This is a genomic window from Limosilactobacillus reuteri (assembly GCF_013694365.1).
Classification (GTDB): Bacteria; Bacillota; Bacilli; order Lactobacillales; family Lactobacillaceae; genus Limosilactobacillus; species Limosilactobacillus reuteri_E.
The window spans coordinates 1769555-1795855 of record NZ_CP059275.1 but is presented as its reverse complement, the minus strand read 5'-3'; the positions used below and the strand labels follow the sequence as shown (position 1 = coordinate 1795855).

At 44.3% G+C, this 26301-nt stretch carries 35 protein-coding genes and 4 pseudogenes; 1 reads left to right on the top strand and 38 read right to left on the bottom strand.

All coding sequences use genetic code 11. From position 1 onward, the window contains the following. Positions 1-7: 7 nt before the first annotated feature. From HHK02_RS12945 to HHK02_RS10365, 15 genes and pseudogenes are all read right to left on the bottom strand, one after another. Positions 8-130, bottom strand: coding sequence for a hypothetical protein (locus tag HHK02_RS12945; RefSeq protein ID WP_016497315.1), 123 nt, complete (start codon positions 128-130; stop codon positions 8-10). Next, positions 131-949, bottom strand: a complete 819-nt coding sequence (locus tag HHK02_RS10430; protein ID WP_016497316.1) for a ParA family protein — start codon at positions 947-949, stop codon at positions 131-133. It lies immediately after the preceding gene. Next, the gene (locus tag HHK02_RS10425; protein ID WP_016497317.1) at positions 950-1270 is read right to left on the bottom strand and encodes a DUF5388 domain-containing protein; all 321 of its coding nucleotides are present in this window, start codon (positions 1268-1270) and stop codon (positions 950-952) included. It lies immediately after the preceding gene. Then, positions 1271-2317 (bottom strand): hypothetical protein, encoded by a 1047-nt coding sequence (locus tag HHK02_RS10420; RefSeq protein WP_016497318.1) that lies wholly within the window; start codon positions 2315-2317, stop codon positions 1271-1273. Continuing rightward, entirely contained in the window at positions 2318-4243 is a 1926-nt protein-coding gene (tet(W), locus tag HHK02_RS10415) for a tetracycline resistance ribosomal protection protein Tet(W) (protein WP_181462397.1), read from the bottom strand. Then, on the bottom strand, positions 4244-4534 hold the full coding sequence (locus tag HHK02_RS10410; protein ID WP_225357317.1) for a hypothetical protein: 291 nt from the start codon (positions 4532-4534) through the stop codon (positions 4244-4246). Then, positions 4535-5122, bottom strand: coding sequence for a tyrosine-type recombinase/integrase (locus HHK02_RS10405; RefSeq protein ID WP_086129273.1), 588 nt, complete (start codon positions 5120-5122; stop codon positions 4535-4537). Next, positions 5123-5707: a hypothetical protein gene (locus HHK02_RS10400; protein WP_181462396.1), complete on the bottom strand. Its 585-nt coding sequence runs from the start codon at positions 5705-5707 to the stop codon at positions 5123-5125. Beyond that, entirely contained in the window at positions 5708-5932 is a 225-nt protein-coding gene (locus tag HHK02_RS10395) for a peptide-binding protein (RefSeq protein WP_181462395.1), read from the bottom strand. Continuing rightward, complete coding sequence (gene erm(B), locus HHK02_RS10390) at positions 5933-6679, bottom strand: 23S rRNA (adenine(2058)-N(6))-methyltransferase Erm(B) (RefSeq protein ID WP_181462394.1); 747 nt, start codon at positions 6677-6679, stop codon at positions 5933-5935. Further along, positions 6676-7330, bottom strand: a pseudogene (gene catA, locus HHK02_RS10385) (type A chloramphenicol O-acetyltransferase). Before catA ends, erm(B) begins: the two are co-directional and overlap by 4 nt. Next, entirely contained in the window at positions 7331-7489 is a 159-nt protein-coding gene (locus HHK02_RS10380; protein WP_181462393.1) for a hypothetical protein, read from the bottom strand. After that, positions 7490-7855 carry a type II toxin-antitoxin system RelE/ParE family toxin gene (locus tag HHK02_RS10375; RefSeq protein ID WP_086129270.1) on the bottom strand — a complete coding sequence of 122 codons (366 nt, stop codon included), beginning with the start codon at positions 7853-7855 and terminating at the stop codon, positions 7490-7492. Next, positions 7856-8134 carry a helix-turn-helix domain-containing protein gene (locus HHK02_RS10370; RefSeq protein ID WP_016497330.1) on the bottom strand — a complete coding sequence of 93 codons (279 nt, stop codon included), beginning with the start codon at positions 8132-8134 and terminating at the stop codon, positions 7856-7858. Further along, the gene (locus HHK02_RS10365; protein ID WP_231124842.1) at positions 8135-8656 is read right to left on the bottom strand and encodes a replication protein; all 522 of its coding nucleotides are present in this window, start codon (positions 8654-8656) and stop codon (positions 8135-8137) included. A 4-nt stretch (positions 8657-8660) separates the two neighbouring features. On the opposite strand from HHK02_RS10365, the gene HHK02_RS12940 reads away from it, so the two are divergent. After that, positions 8661-8792, top strand: a complete 132-nt coding sequence (locus tag HHK02_RS12940) for a hypothetical protein (protein ID WP_269204214.1) — start codon at positions 8661-8663, stop codon at positions 8790-8792. Here the strand turns inward: HHK02_RS12940 and HHK02_RS10360 are convergent. The 23 genes and pseudogenes from HHK02_RS10360 to HHK02_RS10255 all read right to left on the bottom strand — a co-directional run. Further along, positions 8793-8936 (bottom strand): annotated as a pseudogene (locus HHK02_RS10360) (IS30 family transposase); the annotation flags it as partial. A 3-nt stretch (positions 8937-8939) separates the two neighbouring features. Then, positions 8940-9206 (bottom strand): annotated as a pseudogene (locus tag HHK02_RS10355) (IS30 family transposase); the annotation flags it as partial. Positions 9207-9212: 6 nt separating this feature from the next. Further along, positions 9213-10460 carry an accessory Sec system protein translocase subunit SecY2 gene (gene secY2 / locus HHK02_RS10350; RefSeq protein ID WP_152738933.1) on the bottom strand — a complete coding sequence of 416 codons (1248 nt, stop codon included), beginning with the start codon at positions 10458-10460 and terminating at the stop codon, positions 9213-9215. After that, positions 10461-12026: an accessory Sec system protein Asp1 gene (gene asp1, locus HHK02_RS10345; protein ID WP_181462392.1), complete on the bottom strand. Its 1566-nt coding sequence runs from the start codon at positions 12024-12026 to the stop codon at positions 10461-10463. It abuts the gene before it with no gap. Further along, on the bottom strand, positions 12027-13649 hold the full coding sequence (gene asp2 / locus HHK02_RS10340) for an accessory Sec system protein Asp2 (RefSeq protein WP_181462391.1): 1623 nt from the start codon (positions 13647-13649) through the stop codon (positions 12027-12029). Continuing rightward, positions 13650-14327 (bottom strand): accessory Sec system protein Asp3, encoded by a 678-nt coding sequence (asp3, locus tag HHK02_RS10335; protein ID WP_181462390.1) that lies wholly within the window; start codon positions 14325-14327, stop codon positions 13650-13652. It abuts the gene before it with no gap. Further along, positions 14328-16706, bottom strand: a complete 2379-nt coding sequence (gene secA2 / locus HHK02_RS10330) for an accessory Sec system translocase SecA2 (RefSeq protein WP_181462389.1) — start codon at positions 16704-16706, stop codon at positions 14328-14330. Further along, positions 16707-16895 carry a hypothetical protein gene (locus HHK02_RS10325; protein WP_152727026.1) on the bottom strand — a complete coding sequence of 63 codons (189 nt, stop codon included), beginning with the start codon at positions 16893-16895 and terminating at the stop codon, positions 16707-16709. Further along, the gene (gene gtfA, locus HHK02_RS10320) at positions 16896-18404 is read right to left on the bottom strand and encodes an accessory Sec system glycosyltransferase GtfA (RefSeq protein WP_181462388.1); all 1509 of its coding nucleotides are present in this window, start codon (positions 18402-18404) and stop codon (positions 16896-16898) included. It abuts the gene before it with no gap. After that, positions 18405-19763, bottom strand: coding sequence for an accessory Sec system glycosylation chaperone GtfB (gtfB, locus tag HHK02_RS10315; protein WP_181462387.1), 1359 nt, complete (start codon positions 19761-19763; stop codon positions 18405-18407). It lies immediately after the preceding gene. Continuing rightward, positions 19764-20015: pseudogene (locus HHK02_RS10310) on the bottom strand (L-lactate MFS transporter); the annotation flags it as partial. Further along, positions 20016-20888, bottom strand: coding sequence for a TrmH family RNA methyltransferase (locus HHK02_RS10305; protein WP_003671487.1), 873 nt, complete (start codon positions 20886-20888; stop codon positions 20016-20018). After that, a complete protein-coding gene (locus tag HHK02_RS10300; protein ID WP_181462386.1) occupies positions 20889-21467 on the bottom strand; it encodes a TIGR01440 family protein in 579 nt (192 codons plus the stop codon). After that, complete coding sequence (locus HHK02_RS10295) at positions 21468-21791, bottom strand: type II toxin-antitoxin system RelE/ParE family toxin (protein WP_102816176.1); 324 nt, start codon at positions 21789-21791, stop codon at positions 21468-21470. Then, positions 21792-22034, bottom strand: coding sequence for a type II toxin-antitoxin system prevent-host-death family antitoxin (locus HHK02_RS10290; RefSeq protein ID WP_003664790.1), 243 nt, complete (start codon positions 22032-22034; stop codon positions 21792-21794). It lies immediately after the preceding gene. Next, complete coding sequence (locus HHK02_RS10285; RefSeq protein WP_181462385.1) at positions 22035-23195, bottom strand: MFS transporter; 1161 nt, start codon at positions 23193-23195, stop codon at positions 22035-22037. A gap of 254 nt (positions 23196-23449) precedes the next feature. Continuing rightward, positions 23450-23575 (bottom strand): hypothetical protein, encoded by a 126-nt coding sequence (locus HHK02_RS12935; protein WP_269204213.1) that lies wholly within the window; start codon positions 23573-23575, stop codon positions 23450-23452. Beyond that, complete coding sequence (locus HHK02_RS10280) at positions 23576-24028, bottom strand: winged helix-turn-helix transcriptional regulator (protein WP_078009798.1); 453 nt, start codon at positions 24026-24028, stop codon at positions 23576-23578. Continuing rightward, positions 24029-24631 carry a nitroreductase family protein gene (locus tag HHK02_RS10275; RefSeq protein ID WP_003670122.1) on the bottom strand — a complete coding sequence of 201 codons (603 nt, stop codon included), beginning with the start codon at positions 24629-24631 and terminating at the stop codon, positions 24029-24031. Then, the gene (locus HHK02_RS10270; RefSeq protein WP_035159677.1) at positions 24632-24943 is read right to left on the bottom strand and encodes a winged helix-turn-helix transcriptional regulator; all 312 of its coding nucleotides are present in this window, start codon (positions 24941-24943) and stop codon (positions 24632-24634) included. Beyond that, a complete protein-coding gene (locus tag HHK02_RS10265; protein WP_003670119.1) occupies positions 24944-25600 on the bottom strand; it encodes an NAD(P)H-binding protein in 657 nt (218 codons plus the stop codon). Beyond that, a complete protein-coding gene (locus HHK02_RS10260) occupies positions 25601-26038 on the bottom strand; it encodes a GNAT family N-acetyltransferase (RefSeq protein WP_078009797.1) in 438 nt (145 codons plus the stop codon). Next, positions 26039-26281: a cytochrome b5 domain-containing protein gene (locus HHK02_RS10255; RefSeq protein WP_087215178.1), complete on the bottom strand. Its 243-nt coding sequence runs from the start codon at positions 26279-26281 to the stop codon at positions 26039-26041. It lies immediately after the preceding gene. Between the last annotated feature and the right edge of the window lie 20 nt (positions 26282-26301).

The window sequence follows — 26301 nt, the reverse complement described above, 5'->3', positions numbered from 1 at the left end:
CCATATCTCAAGAGAACATTGCTCTCTCAGTCAACCCATCGCAATCATTAATCAACTTAGCAAATACTGCTGCTGAGCTCATCAATAATTGCAATGCAGATAATTTAAACGCACCTTGCCCTTGTCCCATTTATGCTTTTACTCCTAGTCGTTCGAGGATTTCTTTAGCAACGTTTATGTATGCTTGATGAGTTCTCTTATCCCAAATATCGTTTTTACCATCGGTAATTCCAGTCATATCCATTCTTTTGACACGCTCCATGGTCATAATATGGTTGCTGAAAATATTTTCTTGTCCAAATTCTTGAATAGCAGAATTTAAGATTTCGGTATCAACTTGTGCGTTTCTCTTAGAGAGTACAGGGAGGATACCAAGAATATCAACATTTGAATGAAAATCGTCAATTAGGTTTGATTGGAGATAGTTGACTAAAACTTTGGCACCATCAAGAGCACGTTCTTGAGTTTGTAAAACAATAATTAGTTGATTACAAGCGTAGAAGGCTGAGTCATTAGCCAATCCAAACGTTGGTGGAACATCGATAAAAATAAAGTCATATTTATTTTGTAAGTCAGTGCTTATTTTATTAGCTAAATACTGGACTCTATCTATTTCATTATTAAACATACTTTCAAGGAAACGTGAGTAAAGAAAGAAATCTGAAGCGTTAGGAATCAAATCAAGATTATCAATAATTGGAATAGTTATTTTTGAGAAGTTAATATTATTTTTAATTGCTGTCATTAATGAGGTCTTAATTGAAATAACACCAGAATTTTGTGTGGACTTTGTTTTAATAAAAAGCGAAGTTAAATTGGCTTGAGGGTCAAAATCAATTGTTAAACATTTGTATCCCATTTTAGCGAGGTTATAACTGACTAATGCGGTAGTGGAACTTTTGCCGACTCCACCCTTTTGATTGCAAAAAGACATTACACAAGTATCCATTTACTTTTTTACTTTACTTTGGACTGTATAAAAGTCTTTCATTTCTAATGCTTGTATTATCTTTTGTAATCTATTTTGGTCTTCTTTGTTTAGTTGATTAATACGAGATTGTACCATGTCGTTAATTAATTGCTTGGTATTCTCTGCTATACCTAGATCAATTAATGCAGCAACTTGATTGGTAATATGATTATCGACTCGTAAATTGCGTATGAATGTTACTGATTGAGTCTGGGGTACGATTTCATCACGAGTAACTTGATTCTTTGCTTGTATGCTAACTTTGTCTGATAATTTTCTATTATGTTGAAGTAGTGACATTTACAGATTTATCCACTTATCAGAGCTATTACCATTGCCTGCTGGATCATCAGTAAATCTCAAGACCAATTGCAATCCGTTAGTAGAAGCAGTTGGCAAATCAAAACTGGTGTTAAATCCACTGTATTGACTACGATAAATCTGCGGGTAAACCTTAGCAACATCAGCACGCTCACTAAGATTTAAACGCTGGCGGCCAATTTCATGACCGTTTTGTAATAAGATCGCATAAGCATATGGTCTGGTCATTGCATTGTCATTAGCTACCCACCCCTGGACAGTCATATGACGACGGTTGAGTGCCACATGATCAATAGAGTAAGCCGACTGTTGGAAAGTACCCATATTTAACCATGAATCGGTGTGTGCACCATCGTTACCATTACCATTAGCATCTGCTGAATATCGGCTAACTAATGAGTAATTGTGTCCTGGAATCAAATGTAGTGAGTTGAATGTGTAGTTAAACCGTGAGTGGTCTGCAGTCTGAATATCACCAAAGACATTCTTAACATCCTGAGATGATAGCAGATCTACCTTTTCAGAAGCAACCTGTTGTCCAGTAGTATTATCAAACACGATCAAATAATGATTAGGTTCAAGCTGTGAAAGATCTGTAGCATGCCATCCGGCAACCCTTACTTGACCATTACTTAGTGTAACAGAATCAAGGTTGGCTCGGTTCGTCCGATTCATTGGCTTAAACCAATAATCTACAGCATTCCCATTTCCGGCAGCATCGTCCGTCCAACGGGAAATAAACTGAATATTATCATTAAAGAACTGTGGAGTTAGGTTAAATTTAACACTGAATCCGGAGTTTACAGCATTAGCAACGGTGCTATAAGCTTTAGCAACATCAGGGCGACTAACGGCCGTTACCTTTTGCCGTGCAATTTCATGACCAAGGTTCCGGTCCCAGGCAATAATGTAATGGTAAGGACGACCAGCAGCTTGGTTGGTAGCATGCCAACCAGTTACGGTTAAAGTATTGCCATTGGAGCTTAACCCATCAAGATAAGCTTGATTACCTTCATTAATGCTCATCTAGTTCTTCCTGATCTTCTGAAACATATAGCGCACCTTGTCCAGGCGGCTGTTTGGACGGCGGGGCTGGATGACTGGCTTGCCGTCAGCGGCCTGATACCCTTTCAGTTCTGTAAGGCATACGCTCTGCCCGTTGGTGTAAGAGGCCAGATCAGTACGGTATGCCTGTATACAGCGGGCGGGAATCTCGCCAGTAAAGACAACTTCATCCTTTTTTTCCTGGACCGTTTCGATGGTGGCACAGTATTTCGGTGCATCATGATAAGCCCTGGAAAGATATTCCCGGGGCGCATAGAGGGTGAAGGAGAGATAAGGTTCCAGCAGTTGCGTCCCTGATTCCTTCAATGCCTGTTCCAATACAATCGGGGCCAATGAGCGGAAGTCCGCCGGCGTGCTGACCGGACTGTAATAAAGCCCGTATTCAAAGCAAATCTTACAGTCCGTTACGTTCCAGCCGAACAAGCCCTGCTCCAGCCCGTAACGGATACCATCCCTGACAGCGTTTTGAAAACTCTGGTTCAAGTATCCCAGCGAAACCCGGCTCTCGTATTGTACACCGGAGCCAAGCGGGAGTGGTGTAACAGACAGTCCGATGGATGCCCAAAACGGGTTGGGCGGCACCTCGATATGGATGGTGTGGCTGGCTGCTTTGAGCGGCCGCTCCTTATAAATGACGGTGGGTTCCTTTACCACTGTTTCAAGCTTGTATTTTTCCGACAGCAAAGCGGAAACAACCTCCAACTGCACCCGGCCCAAAAAAGAAAGAATGATCTCATGGGTGATGGAATCCACCTCGCAGCGCAAAAGCGGGTCAGTATCCGCAAGTTGCGTAAGAGCGTCCAGCAGCCGTTCTCTTTGCGCTGCCGTTTTCGGCGCAATCGACGTCCGCAGCATGGGGAGGGGGTCCTCACGCCACCTTTTACGAGGGAGCCGGGTTGGGTCCCCTAATACATCGTTTAACCTCACGCTGTCGCTGGGAAGGATAACAATTTCACCCGGATAAGCGGTGTCTGTCCGAACAATTTCCCCTTTGGATGGAATACGCATCTCTGTGATTTTCAGCTTTTCTCTCCCGGCCAGGGCCACCGTATCCCGCAGGCGCAGCGTTCCGCTGTATAGCCGTAGATAGACACGCCGCTGGCCGCAATCTGTATACTCCACCTTGAAAACGCTGCCGCATAGGGCGGCGCTCCCCTGTTCCCCAATCGGTTGGAACAGCCCTGTCACCGCATCCATCAACGGTTGAATGCCAAGGCCCTTTTTGGCGCTGCCATAATAGACCGGGAACAGGGAGGCGTCTTGAACCCGCCGCTGTTCCTCCCGCACAAGTTTTTCCCGGCTGATTGGTTCTCCTGCGATATACTTTTCCAATAATTTATCGTTATTTTCGATGACCGCATCCCATGCTTCTATGTCGGTATTTTCCTCCAGGACTATTTCCGGGGACAGCGACACCGTCTGCTTGATGATAATATCGGCGGAGAGCTTATCCCGAACAGACTGAACCACGCTCTGCAAATCAACGCCAGCCTGGTCGATCTTGTTGATAAAGATAACGGTGGGAATGTTCATTTTCCGCAGGGCATGGAACAGAATACGGGTCTGGGCCTGCACGCCATCTTTAGCGGAGATCACCAAGATGGCCCCATCTAAAACAGCCAAAGAGCGGTACACCTCCGCCAAAAAATCCATGTGGCCGGGCGTATCCACAATGTTGACTTTACATCTGTGCCACTGGAAGGAAGTGACTGCCGCTTGAATGGTAATCCCACGCTGCCGCTCCAAAAACATGGTGTCCGTCCTCGTTGTCCCTTTTTTGACGTTCCCCGGTTCTGAAATGGCTCCGCTGGCATATAGCAGGCTCTCCGTCAAGGTCGTCTTTCCAGCGTCTACATGGGCAAGAATTCCAATATTGATTATTTTCATTTATTCACCCTGGTTTTGCGGGGTGATCGCGACCGATAAGATGTAATTTGCGAGCTGATTATTGGCTATGTCCTGAACCTTAAATAGAGTCCAAACTCGCTCAGCTGGTTGAGTATTTTGTAAGTATACTCTGATTGATGATAGATAAGGTTGAATCCGCTGTGTATCAACAAAAAGCATACCATTAGATAATAAACATTGTCGTTCATTTGAATCCAGCTGCATACCTGCTTGTAATTGTAAATCCTCATCAGTTTCGGCAACAATTTCATTATTATTCTTTAGCATCATTTAATCAAACTTGACTTCATCGAGCATTTTTTCACGGCTAACCTGGTCCAATCCCAGATATTTTAAAGTCATAGCTTCAGATGTATGGTTTAAAAGGCTCATCACCAGGCCAATATTGTAATGGGTTTGCGTGTAAACACGGTAGGCACCCGTCTTTCTCATGCTGTGGGTTCCAAGATAGCTAATTCCCAATAAATCGCCAGTTTTAGCCATTATTTTGTAAAACTGCTTTTCTGTAATATGCCGAGAATGGTCCCGTGAGGAGGGGAAAAGCCACTCGGATTGAATGTTTTGCTCGTTTAGCCAGTTAAAATAGTCGATTAGGTCCTGTTTTACTGGTTTAAGGTATAAAACATTAGGCTTGCCAGTTTTTTTATCCCGAATATAAGCATTTTTCTTGATAGCTCCATCACTTTCATAGATTTCGCTGCGTCTGAGAGCCAATACATCACTCACCCGAAGCAGAGTGGCCTTGCCAACTTGGAAGATTGTGTAATTACGACGCCCTTCTCGGAAATTATGGAGTAAAGTATCTTCAACTTCGTGGAGGACGTTGGTATCTTTGATGGGTAATACTAGCTGTTTCATCTACAACAGCGTAAGCTTCTCAGTATCAATGATTAATGAATTTTCCTGAGTAATAGTATTAATCGCTTCCTTACAATTTTCAATCTGCTTTGTGATTTTACTTCGAACATTAACCTTAAGACTAGATGTTTGACTAAGGCAAAGCTCTAAATAGTGCTTTTCGGCCACATAATTAATTCGACACAATTGATCATTGATATAAATTGCTTCTTGTGGTGCAAATAGCTCTTGAATAGTTCGATAAATATGCGTTGTAATTTGAGTCATTCCATCAAAGGATCCCGGAGTCTCTGATCCCTTTGCAAACTCCGCAATTTTCATATTATTTAAATTATGAGGATAAATAACATTAAAAATGTTGCACGCCGGAATCAGTTGCCGTGTAAAGTCACTCAGATGCTCCATTGCCACTAGTGAATGATAATCCGGATTATTCGCAATATCGTTTGCAAATTTAATTGATGACTTACTCCAATCTGCAAGTAACTTATCTTCATCAGCTTCCGTCTTACTCGTTACAAATGAGTCATAACATCGTGGAACCGGAAATCCAACATAACCACTGGTAGGCATAATAATAAACATTTATACAAAATTATTAAGATAATGCACTATCAACACACTCTTAAGTTTGCTTCTAAGTCTTATTTCCATAACTTCTTTTACGTTTCCGCCATTCTTTGCTGTTTCGATTTTTATGATATGGTGCAAGTCAGCACGAACACGAACCGTCTTATCTCCCATTATATCTTTTTTTGCACTGATTGGTGTATCATTTCGTTTTTCTTTTTGTGCGCCTAAATTTCCCACTCATAGAATTAATTTCCTCCCGTTAAATAATAGATAACTATTAAAAATAGACAATACTTGCTCATAAGTAATGGTACTTAAATTGTTTACTTTGGCGTGTTTCATTGCTTGATAAAACTGATTTTTAGTAAACAGTTGACGATATTCTCGATTGACCCATTTTGAAACAAAGTACTTATATAGCTTCCAATATTTATCTGGAACATCTGTGGTATGGCGGGTAAGTTTTATTAAGACACTGTTTACTTTTGGTTTAGGATGAAAGCATTCCGCTGGCAGCTTAAGCAATTGCTGAATCGAGACTTGAGTGTGCAAGAGCAACCCTAGTGTTCGGTGAATATCCAAGGTACGCTTGTAGAATCCTTCTTCAACAATCAGATAGATGTCAGACGCACGGCTTTCAAAAACCACTTTTTTAATAATTTTTGTGCTTAAATTGTAAGGAATATTCCCAACAATTTTATACCTCTGTTTGTTAGGGAATTGAAACTGTAGAATATCTTGGTGAATTAAAGTGACACGAGTATTCAGTTTTAATTTTTCTGACGATAAGTTGAATAGATGACTGTCTAATTCAATAGACGTTACCTGTTTACTTATTTTAGCCAGTTTCGTCGTTAAATGCCCTTTACCTGTTCCAATTTCGTAAACGGTATCGGTTTCTTTTAAATTCAATTGTTTTATTATTTGGTTGAGTACTTTTTCACTCGTTAAAAAGTTTTGAGAATATTTTATATTTTTGTTCATTTATAAAAGCCAGTCATTAGGCCTATCTGACAATTCCTGAATAGAGTTCATAAACAATCCTGCATGATAACCATCACAAACAGAATGATGTACCTGTAAAGATAGCGGTAAATATATTGAATTACCTTTATTAATGAATTTTCCTGCTGTAATAATGGGTAGAAGGTAATTACTATTATTATTGATATTTAAGTTAAACCCAGTAAATGAAGTCCATGGAATAATAGAAAGAGAAAAAGCATTTTCAGGTATAGGTGTTTTGGGAAACAATTTCCCCGAACCATTATATTTCTCTACATCAGAAAGGTATAAATCATAAAACTCTTTGAAGTCATTCTTTACAGGAGTCCAAATACCAGAGAATGTTTTAGATACACCATCAAAAATTGTATAAAGTGGCTCTAACTTATCCCAATAACCTAACTCTCCGTCGCTATTGTAACCAGTTCTAAAAGCTGTATTTGAGTTTATCACCCTTGTCACTAAGAAAATAAATGCAGGGTAAAATTTATATCCTTCTTGTTTTATGTTTCGGTATAAAACACTAATATCAATTTCTGTGGTTATACTAAAAGTCGTTTGTTGGTTCAAATAATGATTAAATATCTCTTTTCTCTTCCAATTGTCTAAATCAATTTTATTAAAGTTCATTCACTGGGGTGTCTTTTGAAAAATGAAGCCAACCACTTTTCCAAGAAGCGGTGTTGTAATGCTTTTACCACCATTAAACGGCGAAAGGCTGTTACTAAATAAATAGTCCGCAATAAAATTTGCCTTCGTTTGAATATAGCTTTCCAAAGTTTGTGTCATTTATAATTGCTCCTTTCGATTTTCTAGATATTCAGCACGTAACTTCTTAGCGTGATTAATTTCACGTTGAGGAGTTTTTTGTGTCTTTTTGGTAAAGCCATGGGTAATTACATAGTGATTTTCTTCGACATGAAAATAAAGGCCACGTTGTTGGTTATTACTAACTCGTGAGCGAATTTCATATAGGTTACAATCCAATTGTTTTACCCAATCGTGCTGAATCCCGACACTGATACCATGAGTTGCAATCATATAAATTCTTGCTAATAATTTTGCTCGAGCCTTGGTATTAAGGCCATCAAGATATTCTTGAAACTCTGTATGACCATTAGGACGAGTATAAAATTCAAAATTTAGTTCTTCCATTTACGAGAAACTAACAGTTAATTTCTTACCTAAAGCATTAGCAATCTTAGTTAAAGTATCAACGCTAGTGTTCGCTCCTGTTTCAATCCGAGCAATAGTAGATTGCGGAACTTTGGAAACATTAGCTAATTCTCGTTGAGTTAAACCTGCTTCCTTACGAACATGGGTTACAGCAATGGCACTTTCTAATTTGGTAGTTTCATTTTCAAACTCTTGCTTGAATTGTGGGTCTTGAAGTTGTTGATTCAAGTAATCCTTAAAGTTAACGTTACCTGCCATTTAGTTGCTGTGTTTTGAGCCATTAGGTAATTCATTATTATTTAATGGATTACTTCCCAATGGCTGCTTGTGATTTTGTGTAGTCACTTCTTGTTTAGCTTTTGCTAAAAAGTCGGTCACAAAATCAGCAATATCTTTCCGAGAATATGGCTTCTGTTCCTCGCCAATTTCGGATTGAATAACATCATCTAACACAGACTTAGTGTTGCTGTTATTCATTGATGAAAGCATGATAGCTTCGGCTAATTCAGCTTTCCATTTTAGTTCATTTAAGGCTAAAACATCAGCGTCATGCTTCATCTGTAATTTCTTATATTCCATATCTTCTGGAACCGTGCGGCCACTTAATTTCTTGGCTTTCAGTTCTTGCCAACGGGCGATGCTTTTCGGAGACATCATGTTAGTGTGATTAATCTTTTTATCATGTTCAACGTGCTTTTGAATGCCAGAATAACCGTTCTTATCCTTGGCTTGTAAGTCAGTTGTTACCGTGCATTTAATCGACATATTATCATCACCCATCGATATGGGTGATGATAATATGTCGATTAAATGCACGGTAACAACTGACTTACAAGCCAAGGATAAGAACGGTTATTCTGGCATTCAAAAGCACGTTGAACATGATAAAAAGATTAATCACACTAACTCAGTGTAAAAAAACATGGTCATGAACTCGTGTTAACTCACTAAATTCAGAACCATTATCAGAAGTAATTGTTTTAAAAATGCGATAGTAAGCATTCTTGCCAAGCTTCTGACGCAACTCAACAAAAAAATGATTCACTGCATATGCAGTTTTACTCTAAGCTGAAATAAATAGCACTGACCAATTAATTATTGGTTGATGAGAACGTGACATCTCTTGATAGAATGCTTTACAGTAAACATCCATTGCAGAACGTCCATTAAATATGGCTCGTGGATAGTGATTCATCCAGTTATTGGTCGCTATAATCTGGGCACTACTATAATCATTAATAGCTTGGCCCTTAGTAATCTCCTTCCGGAGAAAACGATTATTGATTTCATTGAATCCGCGTTCCCAAGGAGAATATGGGTCAGTGTAAAAAAACATTTATGCCTCCTTTGCGTGGTCAAATAGTGGCCGATAACGCTTGCGGATTGACAAAATATTGATCTGATCGATCATCCCCATTGAAAACCCGACAATCATCAAAACATATCCGGGCAGCATGTACACCCCTAATTGGTGCGGGTGACTGACAATCATCAGCATCGGCAGGCCGGCAAAAATTCCGTTGTACAAGCCCCCGACGAAGCCAAAAATCAACGCCAACTGGTTAATCCGCCGTTCGGTTGCTTTGCCGGGCCGTACTCCCAGTAGGTAGTCGCCAGCCCGTTGGAAGGCTTTAGCTTGTTGTTCCGCATTGACGTTCACCAAGGCAAAGGCGATGGAGAGCAAAAAGAGCATGCTGATGTAGAGAACAATCCCCGGGAGCTTCGTCAGACTCAGGCTGGTTGCCCCCCACATCAGCCAATGGTTTTGCGGGAAAAAGGTCAGGAAAAACATGCAAAAATAAGTTGGCAGGGTCACAATCGCCATCGCAAACATCACTGGCATCCCCCCGCCGGGGTTCAGCTTAATTGGCAGATAGGAACGTGACGCATAGCGATTGTCAATCAGTAATCGTACGACGGGCAAGCGGTATTCGCCCCGGTCCGTTAAAACATTTAAGGCCGCAAAAAGGACCAGCCCCACGACCAGTGCCGCGATAATCAGGACCAGCCTAACTTCGGAATACCCCGCTAAGGTCAGAATTGCGGCCAGGCCGGTCTTCATCGCAATTTGCAGCATGTTGACTAAGACCAGTAGCGTGAGCCCGCCAATCCCAAACTGGGCGTTGGTATTCGAAAGCCAGACCGTAAACATCGTTCCCGCCGTCAAGGTTAAAAGCACCGCCCCCTTGGCGGCCCAGCCTGGCGTCGTCAGTTGCATTGAACTGATCACCACGAAGCCCTGCAAAAGCGTCAAGAGGAGGGTAATCTCTTTGGAGATCCAATCCTTGCGCTTTTCCGACAGCCGGTCCAGGCCAAAACCGCGAGCTTGGGTCAGCAAATTTGAAATAATCATCGCCGACATCCAGGGCGAAATTCCTAGACTAAACAGCGATAGCCGGGTTAAATCCCCCCCGGTCGCCACACTGGCGAAGTGCAGGCCAGCATTTTCAATCACCAATGATTTGGCGTCCGTATACGGGAGCGGAATTGACTTTCCCAAGAGAAAGATGAATACAAGTAAAACCGACCAACAAGCCTTATGAAAAACCGGGTGGTTGAATTTCCATTTTTGCCAAGCGTGCACTTACCTCGCCTCTTTAATCGCGGCTTGGAGCCGCTTGACGATCCGCCTGCTGGTGTAATCAGCAATCTTATTGGCCGCGTGGACCAGGGCGGTATTCCAATTTTTCAGCCCGTCTAAGTAAAAGTGAATCGCCGGGGCCAAATCGGTGGTGACGTTTTGCAATAAGCGGCCGTTCTTGCCATCTTCCACGTAAAGCGACTCCGCCCGTAAAATTTCCGGAATTCCGGCACTGATCCCCGCAATTTGCAAGAAGACATCCGGTTGTGCTGACAGATCGATCAACAGCCGGGTCGTGTGGACCGCTTGAATCAGCTGGGGTTCGGAATTAACGGTCACCAGGTGAATATCGCGCTCCCGGGCCGTTTCCTGAGCTGCGTCTAAGTTATCCGCCAACTGGTTTTCCGCTTCTGCCGCTTCAATTTGATTGAACGTATACTGATCCCGCAACCCTAATTGATTATTCAATTCAGCAACCAAAGTCGCAATTTCTTCTTGGCGCTGGAAAGGTTGGAAGGTCAATAGGGTTAAATCAATCAAATCATTTTCGTTCATCGTAGTCATGATAATTGCCAAAGCGGATCGTAACGCCGCCGTTGACAGGTCATCGATCAAAAGCATGATCTTCAATAACCGCTCTTGGTTGCTGATCCCTAAACTCAACCGGGTGTCGAGCGGTGGCAATTGCAAGGTCTGGGCCCCGAGCGCTTCTAAGCGCTGTTGATTGTGGTTCGAATCGGCAATGGTTAAAATTGCCCGCTGGGCCAATTCCGCCTCAGCGGCCGTGGCCAAATCGGCCCGGTCGCCAAAATAGGACAGTACCAACTGCTCGTTGGGCACCACTTCTCCCAACATTTGGTCATGGAAAGGATCCGCCGCAGCGACCACCAGATCAGCTGGCTGGATTTTTTCTTGGACAAACTGGGTAAACTGCTCGGTAATCAAGCTGCGCAGGTCGGGGTAAATGCCCTGATGGCGGGCCAAGTGGACCCCACCGACGATGTGGACCTGCCCATCGGCGGCCACGTAAAACTGTTCGTTGCCCAAGTGATCGAGGTAGGCTTGACGGACCAACTGTTGCTGTTCGTTATACTCACTGACCCGCGAAACAAACCCCCGGTCGTCAAAGTCTAATTGGCGGTACCGTTGATCGTTTTTAAAGAGGTCCATCACGATCAGATTGCCTTCCGGGCCCATCGAAATTTGGGCATAGCGCTGCCCCTTACTAAAGACGGTGACGGTAAAGGGATTGTAGACATAATTGGCATCCGCCGGCCAGGCAAAATCGTGGTAATCAAGGTTCACGACCGGCAAATCGGCGGGAATCCCCTGTAAGTAATCAAAGACCGACAAACGCGGCACTTCATAAATCCCCTGTTGGTAGGCAAAATGCCGTAAATTGGGGAAAAAGACGGGGACTAATAGCGCCGCTGCCTGACCGCTGCTGGTAAACATCCGGACTTGATTGATCGTATCATCAAAGCCGTGCTGGGACTGATGGAACCAGACTTGCTCGTGACTGTCCCAAGATTGATCGCCCCGGTACCAAGCGGGTAAAAAATAATACATTTAATTTTTCCTCCGGTTAAAATCCCGTTCCAACATCGTCAGGTACTGCTTTTTAAACCAGATGACCGTCTCATAACTACCATCATTGTGGTGCCCATTCAGCCCCCGACTGATTAAATAGGGATGTTTATCCGTCGCAGCCAAGTGTGCCAGCATGTCGTGATAGGTCTTATCGTCATAATCATCCTGGTGCATGTAAGTCAACATTAACTGGGTATCATCTAAATTCGCCTGATCAAAGGCCTGCCAGAACCGTTGATTCATCGTCTTTACGATCGCCTTACGTCCCGCCCGTTGAACTTCCCGTGACGTGTGCAAGTTAACGATATCTAATGAAGTGGGAAATCCCCCGTAGCGAATTGATTGCTCTTTTTGTGCGACATCACCCAAATTTGCCAAGGGTTTCCCAATAATGATACTATGCGCGCCCAGCTGGGTACCATAGTACAAGGCCCCAAAGGTCCCCGCCGAAAGGCCTGAGGTATTTAATTGATGCCGATCAAAGCCCAGCCAGTCCAAGGTTTGTTTAATTTGGTCCCTAATTTGGGCTTCAAATTCTGAGCTGCCTAGATAAAAGCCCGTCCCCTCAAGCCGTGGATCCGCAAAGAGTAAGAAGGGGGCACCAAACGAGCGCATCATGTAAAAAGCTTCAAAGCCTTCAGCGGTCCGGTAACCTGAAAAATAGACGTTCAGCGGTGGCTTGAGATCACCCGGATTAAAGTAATAATTCACTTCGCGGCGATCATGGTCCACAATCCGGCCCCCACCCGGCAAGAATTCGCCCATTTCGTGGCGTGACCATCGAAAATGGACGTTGCCCAGTGACAGCCAGCCCTGCCCCTTAGCTTCAAAGGTCACACACAGGGTTCCTGTTGCTGGCGCTTCTGGGACTGGCACTTGGTCAACCATTTGTGCCTCATCAAAGACCCAACGCTTTTTAAACCGGTAGGGTTCGCCCGGTGGCGCCTCATACACTACCATTCGCAGGGCCACACCAGCGCTGTGGGAGTACTCTGGCCAAACTTTTAGTAATTTGCCCGGGTCGATATAGCCTCCCCAACGGTAGGTGCCAACTGATTGAAAATCAGCCCCAAAATCCGCTTCTAATTCTACAGCCACAAACCCGTTGAATTCTAAACTTCCGTGATACCCTGGCGCTGGTTCAAATGCTGAAGGGTTGACTTTCGCACCTCCTTGATGCTCAAAGAGCCGGGTCTGAAGCCATTCCACGATCTGCGGCCACGCCGTCAACTGGAGCGGCCGGACAACTTTGCCCTTAAAGTAATCCTGGGCCAGTGGTGTAGTCGCCGCGGCCAAGACAGCCGGTGCACAAGCCACTCGGTAACTATCAACAAACTTAAAGAGGGCCCGCAAATCTTCATCAGTCGGACACGTCGCAAAATAAGCCCCCGCAAAGCTACGCAATGGTGGCTTAGGCTTGATTTTAGGTTGCTGGATTTTTCTTGGTTCCGACTGAGCCTTCTTTTTTTGTTTCGGCTTTGGCGCCAACTTAGCCAGCAGGGCCGCCACTTCCCCCGGAGCGGCATAGTGCCACTGGTGCTCCTTATCCGGTGCCAACGTGGCCGTTAAATCGGTCGGCCCAATTAATAAATAGTGTTCCATTCAGTCCAAATACTGATCAATGACCGCCAAGCGTTGCGCTTTTTGCGTGGCGTTACGAGCCAGCTGTTGCTGGTAATTAACTTCAGCGTGTAAGTCTTCATTGACAATTGCATCTTCGACTTCATCTTCGGCTTCCGCGGCCGCCGCTTCTACTTGATCTTGCACCTGATCGGTTACGTCCGTGATGTCTAAGCGATGGAAGGTCAGTTCCGTACAACCTCCACTGACCAATTCAATCGCGTAGAAGTAGGCCGCTGGCTCGAAGGTAAAGATCCCGGTTGCCTCCCGAATAATCTTCATCTTGATCAGTTTATTTTCGTAGTCAAACATCAAGACCCGCAAATACAATCCCCGCTCGTAATTGCTTTCGGCTACCAGATGCAACTGATAATGGTGACCGTGCTCTAGCAAAGGCAACTGCGGCACAGCATGACTGGTCACAAACAAGTATAGTTCATCCCAGTGGTAAATCGTCGAACCCGTCGGCAAAAAGGGGTTACGCATTTCAACATGGTCCCGGGCTAAAAATTTGATCCGGGTACCAAACAGGTAGGCATGGGTCCCCGATTGGACAGAACTGCCGAAGTATTTATACGAATGATAAATTCGGTCCCGATCACTACCACTTAAACCATTAAAGTAAAGGTCTGCTGGGGATTGAAGATAGACACTTTGCATTTAGACAAAGTAAATCTGCTTTTCTCCCTGCTTATTAACATCAATCGTGCTCATCAAGAGGTGCCGGGTAATCCGGTGGTATAAGTCGTGGCGCATTTCATTGTACGAGCGTAAGGCTTCCTTATGATATTCATACAAGGGGTTACGTTGGGCCGTCGAGCGGCTGGCGACAATCGATTGCAACTGCGACAACCCGTCGATTTCTTCAACCCAACATTCATCAATCGCCTTGAGGACCACGATGCGATAAAAGTTATTTTCTTCTTCGGCGTCGGCAAAGCCCGCTTGCTTGCGCGTCAATTCCGCCTGGGCAATTTGCATCAGGTAATCCACCACCGCGGTTTGTGACCTTAAGTCTAGCGTCGTTGGTCGTTCAAAGTACTGGTAGGTCATATTATCTAAAATGTAGCGGACCAGCTGATCCACCGTTAGCTCCGGATGGGTTGTAAAAAAGCGGATAAATTCGGTCCGCATAATGGCGGTTAGATCCAGATCGACTTTTTCCCCGTACAACAACCGGTTCCGTTCGCCAATAATCAACTGGCGTTGGATCTGGGCACTTTCATCCATTTCCAGGGACTTGCGCCGTTGCTGGCGTTCTTCGCTGTCACTGGCATCTTGGGCTTGGGCAATCGCCCGGCGGAACTTGGCAGTCGTAATTTCCTTGGGATGAGCGGGATCCATTTGCCGGCGGCGTTTCTTGTAGTATTTTTGCAGCCAGCGGGCCCCGTGCTTGATGACCACATCATCTTCCAAGGAGACGTAGAACTGACTAGTCCCGGGATCGCCTTGCCGGCCGGCCCGGCCTTGGAGTTGCTGGTCAATCCGTTTGCTGGCCATTTTTTCGGTCCCGATCACCGCTAAGCCCCCGAGTTCTTTGACCCCGGGGCCAAGCTTAATATCAGTCCCCCGCCCAGCCATCGTCGTTGCGACCGTGACCGCTCCCTTTTGACCGGCCTCGGCAATGATCGCGGCTTCTTTAGCAACATTTTTAGCGTTTAAGACACTGTGGGGAATTTTTTGTTGCAACAGCAATTCCGAATAGATTTCTGAAACTTCCACGTTGGCCGTCACCAGCAAAATTGGCCGGCCAATTTTGTGCAAACGCAAGACTTCCTGCAAGGAAGCCATCAGCTTTTCCGGCAGAGTGGTGTAGACCTTATCGGGCAAATCCACCCGGGCGACCGGCCGGTTGGTCGGAATCTGAATTACCCGGTCGTAGTAGGTCTCGATAAATTCCTTTTCGGCGACCTTCCCCGTCCCGGTCATCCCCGAGAGCTTCTTAAACTTCCGGAAGAGATTCTGGTAAGTAATCGAAGCCAAAGTCCGGGTATCGGGAGAAATCTTGCCCTGCTCTTTCATTTCAATCGCCTGGTGTTGGCCGGCTTGCAGCTTCATCCCCTGCATCACCCGGCCGTTGGCACTATCCAGCAGTTCAATCTCTTGGTCCTGATTGACCACGTAATCCTTATCCTTTTCAAACAACCGGTGGGCTTTTAAAGCCAAGTTAGTTGCCCGCAGCAGAGCCGTATGATGACCATTGAACAGATCCTTAACGGCAAAGTAGTGACTCATGGCATCATACCCCGGATCCGTAAACCAAACCGCCTTGTCCTCTTTATCGTACTTGTATTCTTCGCCTTCCTTAAGGGTGTAGATAAATTCATCGGCGACCCCCAGCCAGGTGGATTGGACCCGGGGGGAACCAGAAATCACCAAGGGCATCACGGCGCTGTCCAAGAGGACGGCATCCGCTTCGTCGACAATCGCGTAATTGAAGTCACGCATGAACTTATTTTTGACGTTGGTAGCTAAATTATCAAACAGGTAGTCAAACCCTAAGGCTGCATTAGTAGTGTAGGTAATGTCCGCCCCGTAGGCTGCCCGCTTATCCTTAGTGGTAAATTCGTTGGCCCCCGGCGCAGCAAAGCCGACCCGACAGGTCAGCCCCAGCCACTCGTAGACCTGGCCCATTTCGGTTCCGTCCCGGTAAGCCAGGTATTCATTCGGGGTAATCAGCATCGCCCCGTCTCCGCTCAGGCCGTTTAAATACAGGGGCATCGTCGCCGTCAGGGTCTTACCTTCCCCGGTCTTCATCTCGACAATATTGCCTTGGTACAGAGCGATCCCGCCCATGACTTGGACATCGTAGGGAAACATCCCTAATACCCGCCGGTCGGCCTCACGGACCACCGCAAAGGCTTCGACCAGCAGGCTGTCGAGTGTTTGCCCCGCCTGTAAGCGCTGGCGAAACTTGCGGGTATAATCCTTGAGCTGGCCATCACTTAAGGCCGCCATCTGCGGCGCCAGCTTATTAATTTGGTTGGTAATCCGGCGCAGCTTCTTGACCCGGGCCCGGTTTAATGATGGCTTTTTCATCTAGCGCAAGAGGCTCATCACCGACATCACGACCCCGAGGATTACCGACAGGGCAATGATCAGCATTAATTTTTGCTGGAGGTCAAAGGATTTCTCCTTTTTATTCTTGGTCGGTTTGAATTGCTCTTTAGCTAGGCGCTTGGCAATATCGTTTGCCAGCGGATCATCGTGTTTATTATGTTCGCTCATTTAATCATCCGCTTGCACCTCTTTCAACAATTGGGCCCACTTGGCCTCAATTTCTGGTTCCAAGTAGTCCGCCGCCAAGTCATAGGATACTTGTTCTGCCCGTTCTAAGTCTAATTTGGCAAACAGGGCTGCTAACGTCGTCGTCAAAGCGTGGATCGCTTGCTCGCCCGTTTCGCCGATTTCGTACGGAATCAAATAACCATTTTCGTCGTTGCGAATAAAGGTCTGATTTCCATAGCGGACGTCAAAGCCAATCATCGCCAGTCCGGAACCCACGGCTTCAAGCAAGGTCAGCCCAAAGCCCTCACTGGTGGAAGCCGAAATGTAGGCTTGGTAGCCTTGATAAACATCCGTTAAGTTCTGGTGTCCCTTTAAGTGGATGTAATCTTCCGCTTGCCCGTCCTTAATCAGCTGTTGCAACTTGGCCCGTTCGCCCCCTTCCCCATAAATATCAAGGGTCAATTGCGGGAATTGGGCCTTGGCGGCCATCACGGCTTGGACTACCCAATCGAGGTGTTTTTCCCCTGCCAACCGCGAAGCCGTGATCAGACTAAACGGCCGCCGCGGCGTGGTTGGGTGCTTTAATTCCAGCAAACTGCCGACCGGAATCGTAAAGATTTGCGGGTGGGCCTGGTTGTACTTGGCAAATTGGGCCGCCAACAGCTCGGTCTGGACCTGGGTGGACGTGACGTAGAAATCAATGTCGCGGTGGTGCTGGAAGACATACTCGTAGTAGTTGTTCCACAAGATATGATCATCATTGGTGTTATTGACGCTAAAGTGCTCAGCGTGCACGACGCTGCCGACCTTGGCCGGTCCCTTGTGAGCTAAGATTTGTTGAGCCATCCCGGTGCCCCGGTCGACAATGATCACATCCCCCTTTTGAAACGCCAGCCGTTCCAAAAAGGCGGTGATCAATTCTTCCTTAGACAATAACAGCTGGCCCGGCAAACGGAAAGTCGCGTTATCACCAGTCGGCAATTCTTCCATCGCCACGGAGCCGTCCTCATTAAAGAAGCGGCGCACTATTAGTTTGGCCTTGCCATCAATTGGGGCGTAGTATTCGCTCATGTAGCGCCCGTAGCTAAAGAAATCCCGGTGAAAGAGGTTGCCACTACGGACGTATTCGGCCCGCAGGACTTGCTCGCTGCCAGCGCGCCGTAAAATGACCCGCACGTAGTATTGATCATTAAAGATGTACGTCACCACGTTGCCTTGGCGTTCCACTTTCGTTGGTTGCTCGGCAAAGGTCGCGGTTAAATCGGCCAAAGTGTAGGTCGTCGGCGCAATTTTAAAGTCACTAAAGGCTTGGTAGAGCCAGATGACTTCTTCATCTTTAAAGCCCAGGTTGGCGGTATAGTGCTCAATATTTTGGGCCGAAATAAAATCAGTAAAGATAAATTTTGCATCCACCCCTAAGTGATGGAAGACTTGGGCTCGGTAAGCCTGGGCGTATTCGACCCCGCTGCTGGCCCAGCCGATTCCTTGGTTAAAATTATAAACAGTCATTTAAATAGACCAATGATGCTTTGCAAAGAAGTCGCGGTAGACGTCCGGGACCACCCGGTCGGCCGCTTGCCATTGGGCCTGGAGCCGGTTTTCCAGTTGGTCGCCCGGGGCAAAGACCGCCTGCAAGTCCGCCACCATTTGGTCGACTTGTGCTGGTTGGTAACGGTTGACCGGGGCCACGTAGCGCGGCGCGTGCAGGGTTTCTTCAAAGCCCATGATCAACATGTTGTTTTCAAAGGCGCCCCGCACGGCATCGAGGATTTCGTTGCCACGGTTGATGTCTAAATAGACGTCGGCGTGGGCCACCAGTTTCCGCACCGTCTTAGTTGCGACAGTTGGATAGAGGTCAACGTTAGCGTAGTGGTCCAAACTCATCAGCTTGCTGGACATTTCCGTCACCGCCGCTATCGCGAAGTGGAAGTCCGGCAAGCCCTTGATCAGACTTTCAATTTCCACCAACTGATCAGAATTAGTCAGGATCAAGATTTCCTTGCGTTCCTTGTTGAGTCGTTGGAACGGATAAGCGTAGCCGAGGTAGCTCAGCTGGACTTGTTGCTGCGGCTGGTCGGCTACCAAACGGCGCAAGTTGTCGTAAGCGGCCTTGGTCTGGATGACAATTTCGGCGTTAGGCCCGAGGTTGCCGTTTAAAATAAACTGCATGTTGCCCGGAATCGCATCTTGGAGCGGTTCTTGCCAGAAGAGACGCGGGTGCTTAACGGCTGCCCCGAGCTTCTGGACGACAAACAGCGGCGTGGACAGGGAGTTAAAGTTAATTTGGCGAATATCCAGGTCCGCTTGCTGCAGGTAGTAAGCAATGATCTCAGTCTGATTGTTGAAGAAGCGTGGCTGGCCGTTAGGTTGGTAGTAGACCAGTTGGCCGGTCAGGTGGTTAGAGACGACAATTTCTTGACCGGCCCGGGTCAGGTAGGTGGTCAGCGTCGGGTGACCGGCTTCATCGTAGTCGGTCACGGCGTGCTTGAAGCCCCATTGATTGTAGTGATCAACCACCCGGACCTGGCCGTTGCGGTCAAACCATTCCACCGTCTTGACCGGTCGGGAGTTATCGGTCGTGGCAAAGGTAATCCGCCCCCGTTGGAGCCCCATGTCCATTAGCTTGCCACCGCTGCTGTTAGCCTCAATCGCCCAGTAGCGCGGTAAATCAATCTGGTTAAAGTAGCGCGGTTTGCCGACTAATTCTTCCCCGGCCAGCTGTAGGTAGTACTTCAGCGGGGAAGTCACGTCGTCAGGCAAGAAACCATCATCGTGCAAGACGACCGTCGGGTACTTTTGGCCAGCCACCAACTGGGAAAATTGCAGGTCCTTGCTTTCGACCGTGTAAAAATTAAATAAATTAATCATTTATTTTATAACGAGTTTCGTTTGCCGATTAGTAATAAAATCACGTTGAATCAAAAGAGAAACAATCATTGCTAAAGCATCAATAATTATGAAAACAATTAAGGTGACATAGTAATTGTGGAGAACTTGGTGTGTGTAAGAAAGAAGAAGGGGTCCCACCATCCCAGCAATTGCCCAGGCAGTTAAGATATAGCCATGAATAGCTCCAAGTTCTTTTGTCCCAAAAACGTCACCGAGATATGCCGGAATCACTTATTTAACTTTCCGATTACCCAATTCCCAAAAAGCGAGGGCCGAGGCAGCCGCCACATTTAAGGAATCAACGCCTGTAGCCATCGGGATCTTAATTGTAAAATCACTCTGCGTAATTGTATTTTCTCTTAATCCCGGCCCCTCTGAACCAAGGATAATGGCTAATCTATCCACCTTAGCTAACTGAGGATCATCAATATCAACCGTGTTATGACGGAGCGCCATCGCGGCTGTTTTGTAGCCAGCTCGATGAAGAAGATCAACTCCTTCTGACTGCCAAACTTTAGCATCAACATAGGTCCATGGTACTTGAAAAACCGTTCCCATAGCTACCCGTGAGGCCCGGCGATAAAGGGGATCAGCTGAGTCGCTCGTCACAATTACCCCATCAATTCCGAGAGCTGCGGCTGAGCGAAAAATCGCCCCAATGTTGGTGGGATTAACAACACTTTCCAGGATTGCGATACGCGGATGGTCACTGGGCATAGTAGCCAAAAAATTATTTAAACTTGGCCGTTCGACGCGGTGCATAGCTGCTAATGCTCCTCGTAAAAGATTATAACCACCACCAGCCAACTGCCGAAGTAATTTACTATTAACTACATAAATTGGCGTTTGTTCTAATCCCCTAGTTTGGTTAATTGCCATCTCATGATCCAAATCAGCCAAGTCGCGCTCTAGTTCCTTTTCTTCTATTAAAAGAGATGCTGGCCGATAACCTGCTCGTAAAGCTCGTTCAATCACTTTGGGACTTTCCGCAATAAATAAACCCGGATTAGGTTCAAGAGCATGAAAAAGTTGTGCTTCATTAAGTCGCATATAAGGATCTAAATCTGATCCTGTAAGATCTGTAAGAAAAATTAAATTATGCATTTATTTATTGTCAAACGGATCCCATTCGTATTTTGCGCGCGCACCACCAATCAATTTTGGTCGGTTGCGGAGATAAGTCGTATGAGCCAGTCCGATTTGTTTTATCGAAGTGCGAACTGGAACTTGGACAAACTTAACATGAATGCCAATCGAGGTATCACCGATGTCCATGTCGGCTTCAGCAGTAATGTGTTCAACTTCAATCGAATCGTTAAAGTTTTCAAAAGCAGCAATTTGTCCTGCACCACCTGCATGGAGCGAAGGGAAGACAGTAACTTGTTCAAAGCCGCGCTCCTTAGCTACATTTCGTTCGACAACAAGTGCCCGATTAAGGTGCTCGCAACCTTGGACTGCTAAATGGAGTTGGTGTTTTCGTAAGATATTAACAACTGTCGAAACAATCGCCCAGGCAATCTCAATGTTAGAGTCCTTTCCGATTATTCCGCCATGGACTTCACTAGTTGAAAGACCTAACACTACGAGGTCATCTTTTTCTAACTGAGCTTGATCCAATAATTCGGTTAAACCTGTTGCTGTTTGTTCTTTAATTTTATCAAGATTAATTCCATCTACTGTCATCTATCTGTCATTCAATAAATGCGCAATAATATCCATACGATTATCGTAAATGCGCAAAATTTCAACTAATTGTTCATCATCATGAACACGATAAAAAACCGTGTTGCGCTTCAATGGTAAAAAACGATAGCCAGCTAATAATTCAGATAACTCTGCAGCATCTTTACCCAATCCTGGCATTGCCGATAAACGTTCAATTGAATGTTTCAGAGAACCACTCACCTTATCAGCAGTCTGCTTATTAAACTTATGAATAAGATATTGATACAGATTATCAACATCTCGCTTTGCTGCACCTCTAAATCCTATTTGATAATTTTTCATTCATTTATCAAGCTCTCCAAATACATCGTCTAGCGTGTATAATCCACTTTCAGCCGAGGCTTCTTGAAGATCCTTAAGAACTTTCATGCCATTTACAAATCGATCATAACTTTCAATATCAACAATCGCATACTTTCCATAACCATTTTTAGTTAAAAATACTGGATTATCAGCATCTACTTCTTTTAGTAGTTTATTGTAATCACGTAAAGCAGAAACTGGTTTTATTGACATCTTCATCATCTAGTTGGCGCTTGTTTTAATCAGATAAAGCGAACCAAAAACTGCAATCAAGGCATAGATTGCTCCAACGTATCCAATCTGGTTAATTTGAACAAAATTAATACTGATTGAGGCGGTCAAGGAGCCAATCGATACCCCCACGTTAGTACAAATCGGGTTTAATGAAGAAGCCAAATTCATTGCTTCTGGATACTCTCGATCAGCAATATTCAGAAACATTACTTGCAGAATTGAACCGGGCATTCCTAGGACAAAACAAATAACACACAATAACAGGATCCCTAACCATGCAACATGGAACATTGCATTCATCAACAATAAACAAATAAGGACGGTGCTACTAATAACAGTAAGTTTAGTGATCCCAAAACGATTTGCGATTACGCCGGCACATATATTACCAAGAATAAACGTAATTCCAATAAGTCCTAATAGCCATGTTAAGTTAGTCGTACTAAACCCAAGAACATTGGTAATAATTGGGCGAACATAAGTATAGAAGGTATATTCAGCGGACATTAATGTTACCATTACGATAACCCCAAAAATTATTCGCCGATCCTTAAAAAGTTGAACTTGGTTACTTAACGAAGCATTTTCTTGACGACTGTCCCGTGGTATCAGCCAATATAAAAAGCCACAAATAATTACGGTTAAAACCGAAATGAGGGCAAAACTATCCCGCCAAGAAAAGGCATTACTAATTGCTGTTCCAACGGGGACCCCTACAATCGTAGCAATACTAAAACCAGCGAAAGTTGAAGCGACCAGCATTGCCCGTTTTTCAATTGGCGCAATCATACTTACAAATACAAGAATCAATGAAATAATTGTCCCCGCGACCGCAGCTGTTACAATCCGCGAAACAAATAGCCAAAATAGGTTAGGCGCAACTGCGGTTAAAGTGTTACCGATTAAAAAGATCAGCATTAGTACCATCAAAACCTTAAAACGATCAAACTTACCTGTCAAAGTGGTAATTAAAGGCGTGCAGATAGCATAAATAATTGCAAAACTAGTAACTAAAAAGCCAACCGTTGATAATGAAGCATGGTAACTTTTGGCAATATCAGAAATAACCCCCACAACCATAAATTCATTACATCCTAATAAAAATGCGGTTAAGACAAAAACAACGGACTGCAAGCGAAATTTAGACATAGTTAGTGTAAGATTTTCATAGGTTGGATGAATAATTCATCTGGTCGTGGAAATCTTTTTTGTAGACCAATTTACTTATTTACAAAAAAAGAAAAGACCAGTAGCCTTTAGTGTGTCGAATACTAAGATCGTTAGTTCGTCTATGGTAAGATGATGGTAGGTCATTTGTGGTGTCCTTTCTTTTGATGTATGGGTATTCAAAAGTCTACCACAAATGGCTTTTTATTTTTCTAACTTAATTTTACAAACCGCGTTCATGATAATTGGAAAGCTTTGAATACTTGTTTTTCCCACCGAAAACGCACCAAAAATTCTATTAATTCCTGTTGTTCCAGCAAAAACGCGGTTTGTAAAATTAAGTTAGAAAAATAAAAAGCCATTTAGATAGAAATATCTTTGTCCTTGCTTTTTACAATTTCTTGGCGCCAATGATTAAGATGTTTTTTAGTGATGACACATAGACCATCATCGCCGACCTGCTTCATTTCGTCAGTACACATGATTTTAATGTCACCAGTTTGTTTTGCTCTATTTTCACCCCAGTAATTTAAATAACGAAGGGCAGCATAAAGATTTTCACCCTCAGGAGTTAAGCGATATTCAACATGTGGAGGAATCGTATTGAAACTTTTTCGGATAACGAGGCCGGCATCTATCATTTCACTAAGCTGGTCACTCAAGACTTTATATGAGGTGCCTAGCTGCTTAACTAGTTCACTTGTTCGTCGGGGATGACCAGCTAAGAGATAAAGGATAACGGACTTCCATTTACCACCAATGATTGCTAAAGCATAATCTGCTCCAGTATTATACATTTTAGGTTGCCGTTCCATTTACTTGATTAATTTGAACATCTCTTCGTCATCAAGCTGAGCCTTTTCTCCAGCTGGTGCCTCAATTGAACCAAATGGCATTTCAGCACGCAATTGCCAATCAGCTGGAAGATTAAATACTTGATGAATTGCATCATCAATCAATGGGTTATAATGTTGAAGACTGGCACCGATTCCTTGTTCTGCGAGTGCTGTCCAAACTGCTTGTTGAGCACCACCGAGGCCTTGTTCAGCCCAGTTTGCAAAATTAGCTGCATATGATGGATAATCATTCTCTAATTGATGCACAATTGTAGTGTCAGTAAAGTAGAGGATCGTTCCATAGCCTGCCTTGAAACTATCAATTTTTGACTTTGTTTGTTCAAAAGCATCTGGACTCTTAGCGATTTTGCGTAAAGCATCCTCAACGATTTCCCATACTTTATCTGATGACTTGCCAAATAATACGACTGCCCGTACTGTTTGACTATTAAAAGCAGTTGGTGAGTTTTTGATTGTTTGCTTCACTAAGTCAAAAATTTCTTCTGGTGTTTGTGAAAGATTATCACCAAGCGCATAGATTGAACGACGATTTGCAGCTAAACTGTTAAATTGTGAATTCATTTATTTTTTAGTATATTTTTTGCCCCACTGGTTAATTGACCTAATTATTGGTACCAAACTTTTTCCTACTTCCGTCAATGAATACTCAGTCTTAGGCGGCACTGTCGAATAAACACGCTTTTGTATAATATTTGCTCCCTCTAAGTCCTTTAGTTGAAGAGCCAACATTCTCTTTGAACAATCTGGAATTAATTTTTGCAACTCCGAAAAACGACAAGGCTCATATTCACTAATTTGATATATAATTACGCTTTTCCACTTTCCGTTTATTAACTTAAGCGTATTCTCAATCGGACAATCTTTTTCGACCATTTAATACCAAGCAGGTTTATCTCCGTCTGTATTTGGTTTATTCACACCAAAGTTTTTTCGTGCATATGGTGCCGGATCATCAATAATTTTTGCTACAAAATTACCAATTGACTTTCGCGAGACCTCGGTACCTTTAAATGGTTCTCCTTTTGCAGTCGTTTCGTAATCCACTTCATCCTTATCTGTTAACCATGCTGGTCGAATGATTGTGTAATCAAGGGTTGAATTTTCAATTACATCGGCAGCACTGCGATAAGTTCCTAAATAACTATCTTTCTGGCCGCCACCTAACATTTCATTATTCCACTCACCAAATTTACCTGGAACTTCATCATAGATTCCAATCGAGGAAATCCAGACTAACGGCTTTACAGCATATTTTTCCATTAAGCTGACAATATTTTTAGCTTGTTGCGTAATTTCAGGATTTCGTAGATTAGCATAAACTACATCTGCTCGTTCAATCGCTGGCTCTAAATCGCCAATATTTAGGACATCCCCTTTAATAACTGTTTCACGATTTTCATCGACAACATTCATATTTTGTGGGTGCCGAGTAAATAGTAATAATTCATCATTGCCATTTGCTAACAATGCATCAATTGCGTGTCCAGCAATTTTTCCCGTTGCACCTAGAATCAAAACTTCTCTTGCCATTTAATCTAATATCATATCTAAGTGCGGAATATTGTCTTCAAGGTAAACATCTGAAATCGGCTTAAATCCAAACGATGCGTAAAACTCTTTAAGATATGCTTGAGCTTGAATTTGAATTGTCTTATTTGGGAAAAGACGCTTAGTTTCATCGACCGTTGCCTGAACTAGCTGACGTCCGTATTCATGTCCACGAAATTGTTTTAAAACTAATACGCGGCCAAAAGTCGCATGAGAGCTGTCCTTAGCCATAATTCGCGTATAACCTACTAAGTCTCCCTGGTCATCCTTCAGCATTAAATGGTGAGCTTGATAATCCTGTTCATCAATTTCTTGATAAGGACATTCTTGCTCAACAACAAATACTTTTATCCGTTCTTCTGCTAATCTACACCATTCTTGAGCGGTCATTTCACTTAGCGTTTTTACTTCAACATTCATTTATTCTTCTCCCACTAAAGTTCCCACCTTGGGTAGATTTGCCAATACACGGTCTTTATGCGGAGAGTAATCAAACAGAACATCTGTCAAAGCCAATTCTGCCTTATTTCCATGATGGGTGCCATCTTGCCATGCAGGAATATGAGTTACATCATAGACACGATTATTAATTGCTACATAAGCTGGATTCCCGTTTTGCCCATCATATTTTTTCAATTCTTCTCTTGTAAATGTCTTTGCCATGGGACTGTGACATAAGTTAA

Excerpts from the sequence above, each read along its gene's own strand:
- HHK02_RS10325 (WP_152727026.1), bottom strand. The coding sequence starts at position 16,895 with ATGAGCGAACATAATAAACACGATGATCCGCTGGCAAACGATATTGCC.
- HHK02_RS12935 (WP_269204213.1), bottom strand. The coding sequence starts at position 23,575 with ATGGCTTTTTATTTTTCTAACTTAATTTTACAAACCGCGTTTTTGCTG.
- HHK02_RS10255 (WP_087215178.1), bottom strand. The coding sequence starts at position 26,281 with ATGGCAAAGACATTTACAAGAGAAGAATTGAAAAAATATGATGGGCAA.
- HHK02_RS10410 (WP_225357317.1), bottom strand. The coding sequence starts at position 4,534 with ATGATGCTAAAGAATAATAATGAAATTGTTGCCGAAACTGATGAGGAT.
- HHK02_RS12940 (WP_269204214.1), top strand. The coding sequence starts at position 8,661 with ATGGGTGATGATAATATGTCGATTAAATGCACGGTAACAACTGACTTA.
- HHK02_RS10425 (WP_016497317.1), bottom strand. The coding sequence starts at position 1,270 with ATGTCACTACTTCAACATAATAGAAAATTATCAGACAAAGTTAGCATA.
- HHK02_RS10280 (WP_078009798.1), bottom strand. The coding sequence starts at position 24,028 with ATGGAACGGCAACCTAAAATGTATAATACTGGAGCAGATTATGCTTTA.
- HHK02_RS10260 (WP_078009797.1), bottom strand. The coding sequence starts at position 26,038 with ATGAATGTTGAAGTAAAAACGCTAAGTGAAATGACCGCTCAAGAATGG.
- asp1 (WP_181462392.1), bottom strand. The coding sequence starts at position 12,026 with ATGTATTATTTTTTACCCGCTTGGTACCGGGGCGATCAATCTTGGGAC.
- HHK02_RS10370 (WP_016497330.1), bottom strand. The coding sequence starts at position 8,134 with ATGGCAGGTAACGTTAACTTTAAGGATTACTTGAATCAACAACTTCAA.
- asp3 (WP_181462390.1), bottom strand. The coding sequence starts at position 14,327 with ATGCAAAGTGTCTATCTTCAATCCCCAGCAGACCTTTACTTTAATGGT.
- asp2 (WP_181462391.1), bottom strand. The coding sequence starts at position 13,649 with ATGGAACACTATTTATTAATTGGGCCGACCGATTTAACGGCCACGTTG.
- gtfA (WP_181462388.1), bottom strand. The coding sequence starts at position 18,404 with ATGACTGTTTATAATTTTAACCAAGGAATCGGCTGGGCCAGCAGCGGG.
- HHK02_RS10300 (WP_181462386.1), bottom strand. The coding sequence starts at position 21,467 with ATGACAGTAGATGGAATTAATCTTGATAAAATTAAAGAACAAACAGCA.
- secA2 (WP_181462389.1), bottom strand. The coding sequence starts at position 16,706 with ATGAAAAAGCCATCATTAAACCGGGCCCGGGTCAAGAAGCTGCGCCGG.
- HHK02_RS10405 (WP_086129273.1), bottom strand. The coding sequence starts at position 5,122 with ATGAAACAGCTAGTATTACCCATCAAAGATACCAACGTCCTCCACGAA.
- HHK02_RS10380 (WP_181462393.1), bottom strand. The coding sequence starts at position 7,489 with ATGACACAAACTTTGGAAAGCTATATTCAAACGAAGGCAAATTTTATT.
- HHK02_RS10365 (WP_231124842.1), bottom strand. The coding sequence starts at position 8,656 with ATGGGTGATGATAATATGTCGATTAAATGCACGGTAACAACTGACTTA.
- HHK02_RS10375 (WP_086129270.1), bottom strand. The coding sequence starts at position 7,855 with ATGGAAGAACTAAATTTTGAATTTTATACTCGTCCTAATGGTCATACA.
- gtfB (WP_181462387.1), bottom strand. The coding sequence starts at position 19,763 with ATGATTAATTTATTTAATTTTTACACGGTCGAAAGCAAGGACCTGCAA.
- HHK02_RS10420 (WP_016497318.1), bottom strand. The coding sequence starts at position 2,317 with ATGAGCATTAATGAAGGTAATCAAGCTTATCTTGATGGGTTAAGCTCC.
- HHK02_RS12945 (WP_016497315.1), bottom strand. The coding sequence starts at position 130 with ATGGGACAAGGGCAAGGTGCGTTTAAATTATCTGCATTGCAATTATTG.
- HHK02_RS10290 (WP_003664790.1), bottom strand. The coding sequence starts at position 22,034 with ATGATGAAGATGTCAATAAAACCAGTTTCTGCTTTACGTGATTACAAT.
- HHK02_RS10305 (WP_003671487.1), bottom strand. The coding sequence starts at position 20,888 with ATGCATAATTTAATTTTTCTTACAGATCTTACAGGATCAGATTTAGAT.
- HHK02_RS10400 (WP_181462396.1), bottom strand. The coding sequence starts at position 5,707 with ATGTTTATTATTATGCCTACCAGTGGTTATGTTGGATTTCCGGTTCCA.
- HHK02_RS10295 (WP_102816176.1), bottom strand. The coding sequence starts at position 21,791 with ATGAAAAATTATCAAATAGGATTTAGAGGTGCAGCAAAGCGAGATGTT.
- HHK02_RS10270 (WP_035159677.1), bottom strand. The coding sequence starts at position 24,943 with ATGGTCGAAAAAGATTGTCCGATTGAGAATACGCTTAAGTTAATAAAC.
- HHK02_RS10285 (WP_181462385.1), bottom strand. The coding sequence starts at position 23,195 with ATGTCTAAATTTCGCTTGCAGTCCGTTGTTTTTGTCTTAACCGCATTT.
- HHK02_RS10430 (WP_016497316.1), bottom strand. The coding sequence starts at position 949 with ATGGATACTTGTGTAATGTCTTTTTGCAATCAAAAGGGTGGAGTCGGC.
- HHK02_RS10265 (WP_003670119.1), bottom strand. The coding sequence starts at position 25,600 with ATGGCAAGAGAAGTTTTGATTCTAGGTGCAACGGGAAAAATTGCTGGA.
- HHK02_RS10275 (WP_003670122.1), bottom strand. The coding sequence starts at position 24,631 with ATGAATTCACAATTTAACAGTTTAGCTGCAAATCGTCGTTCAATCTAT.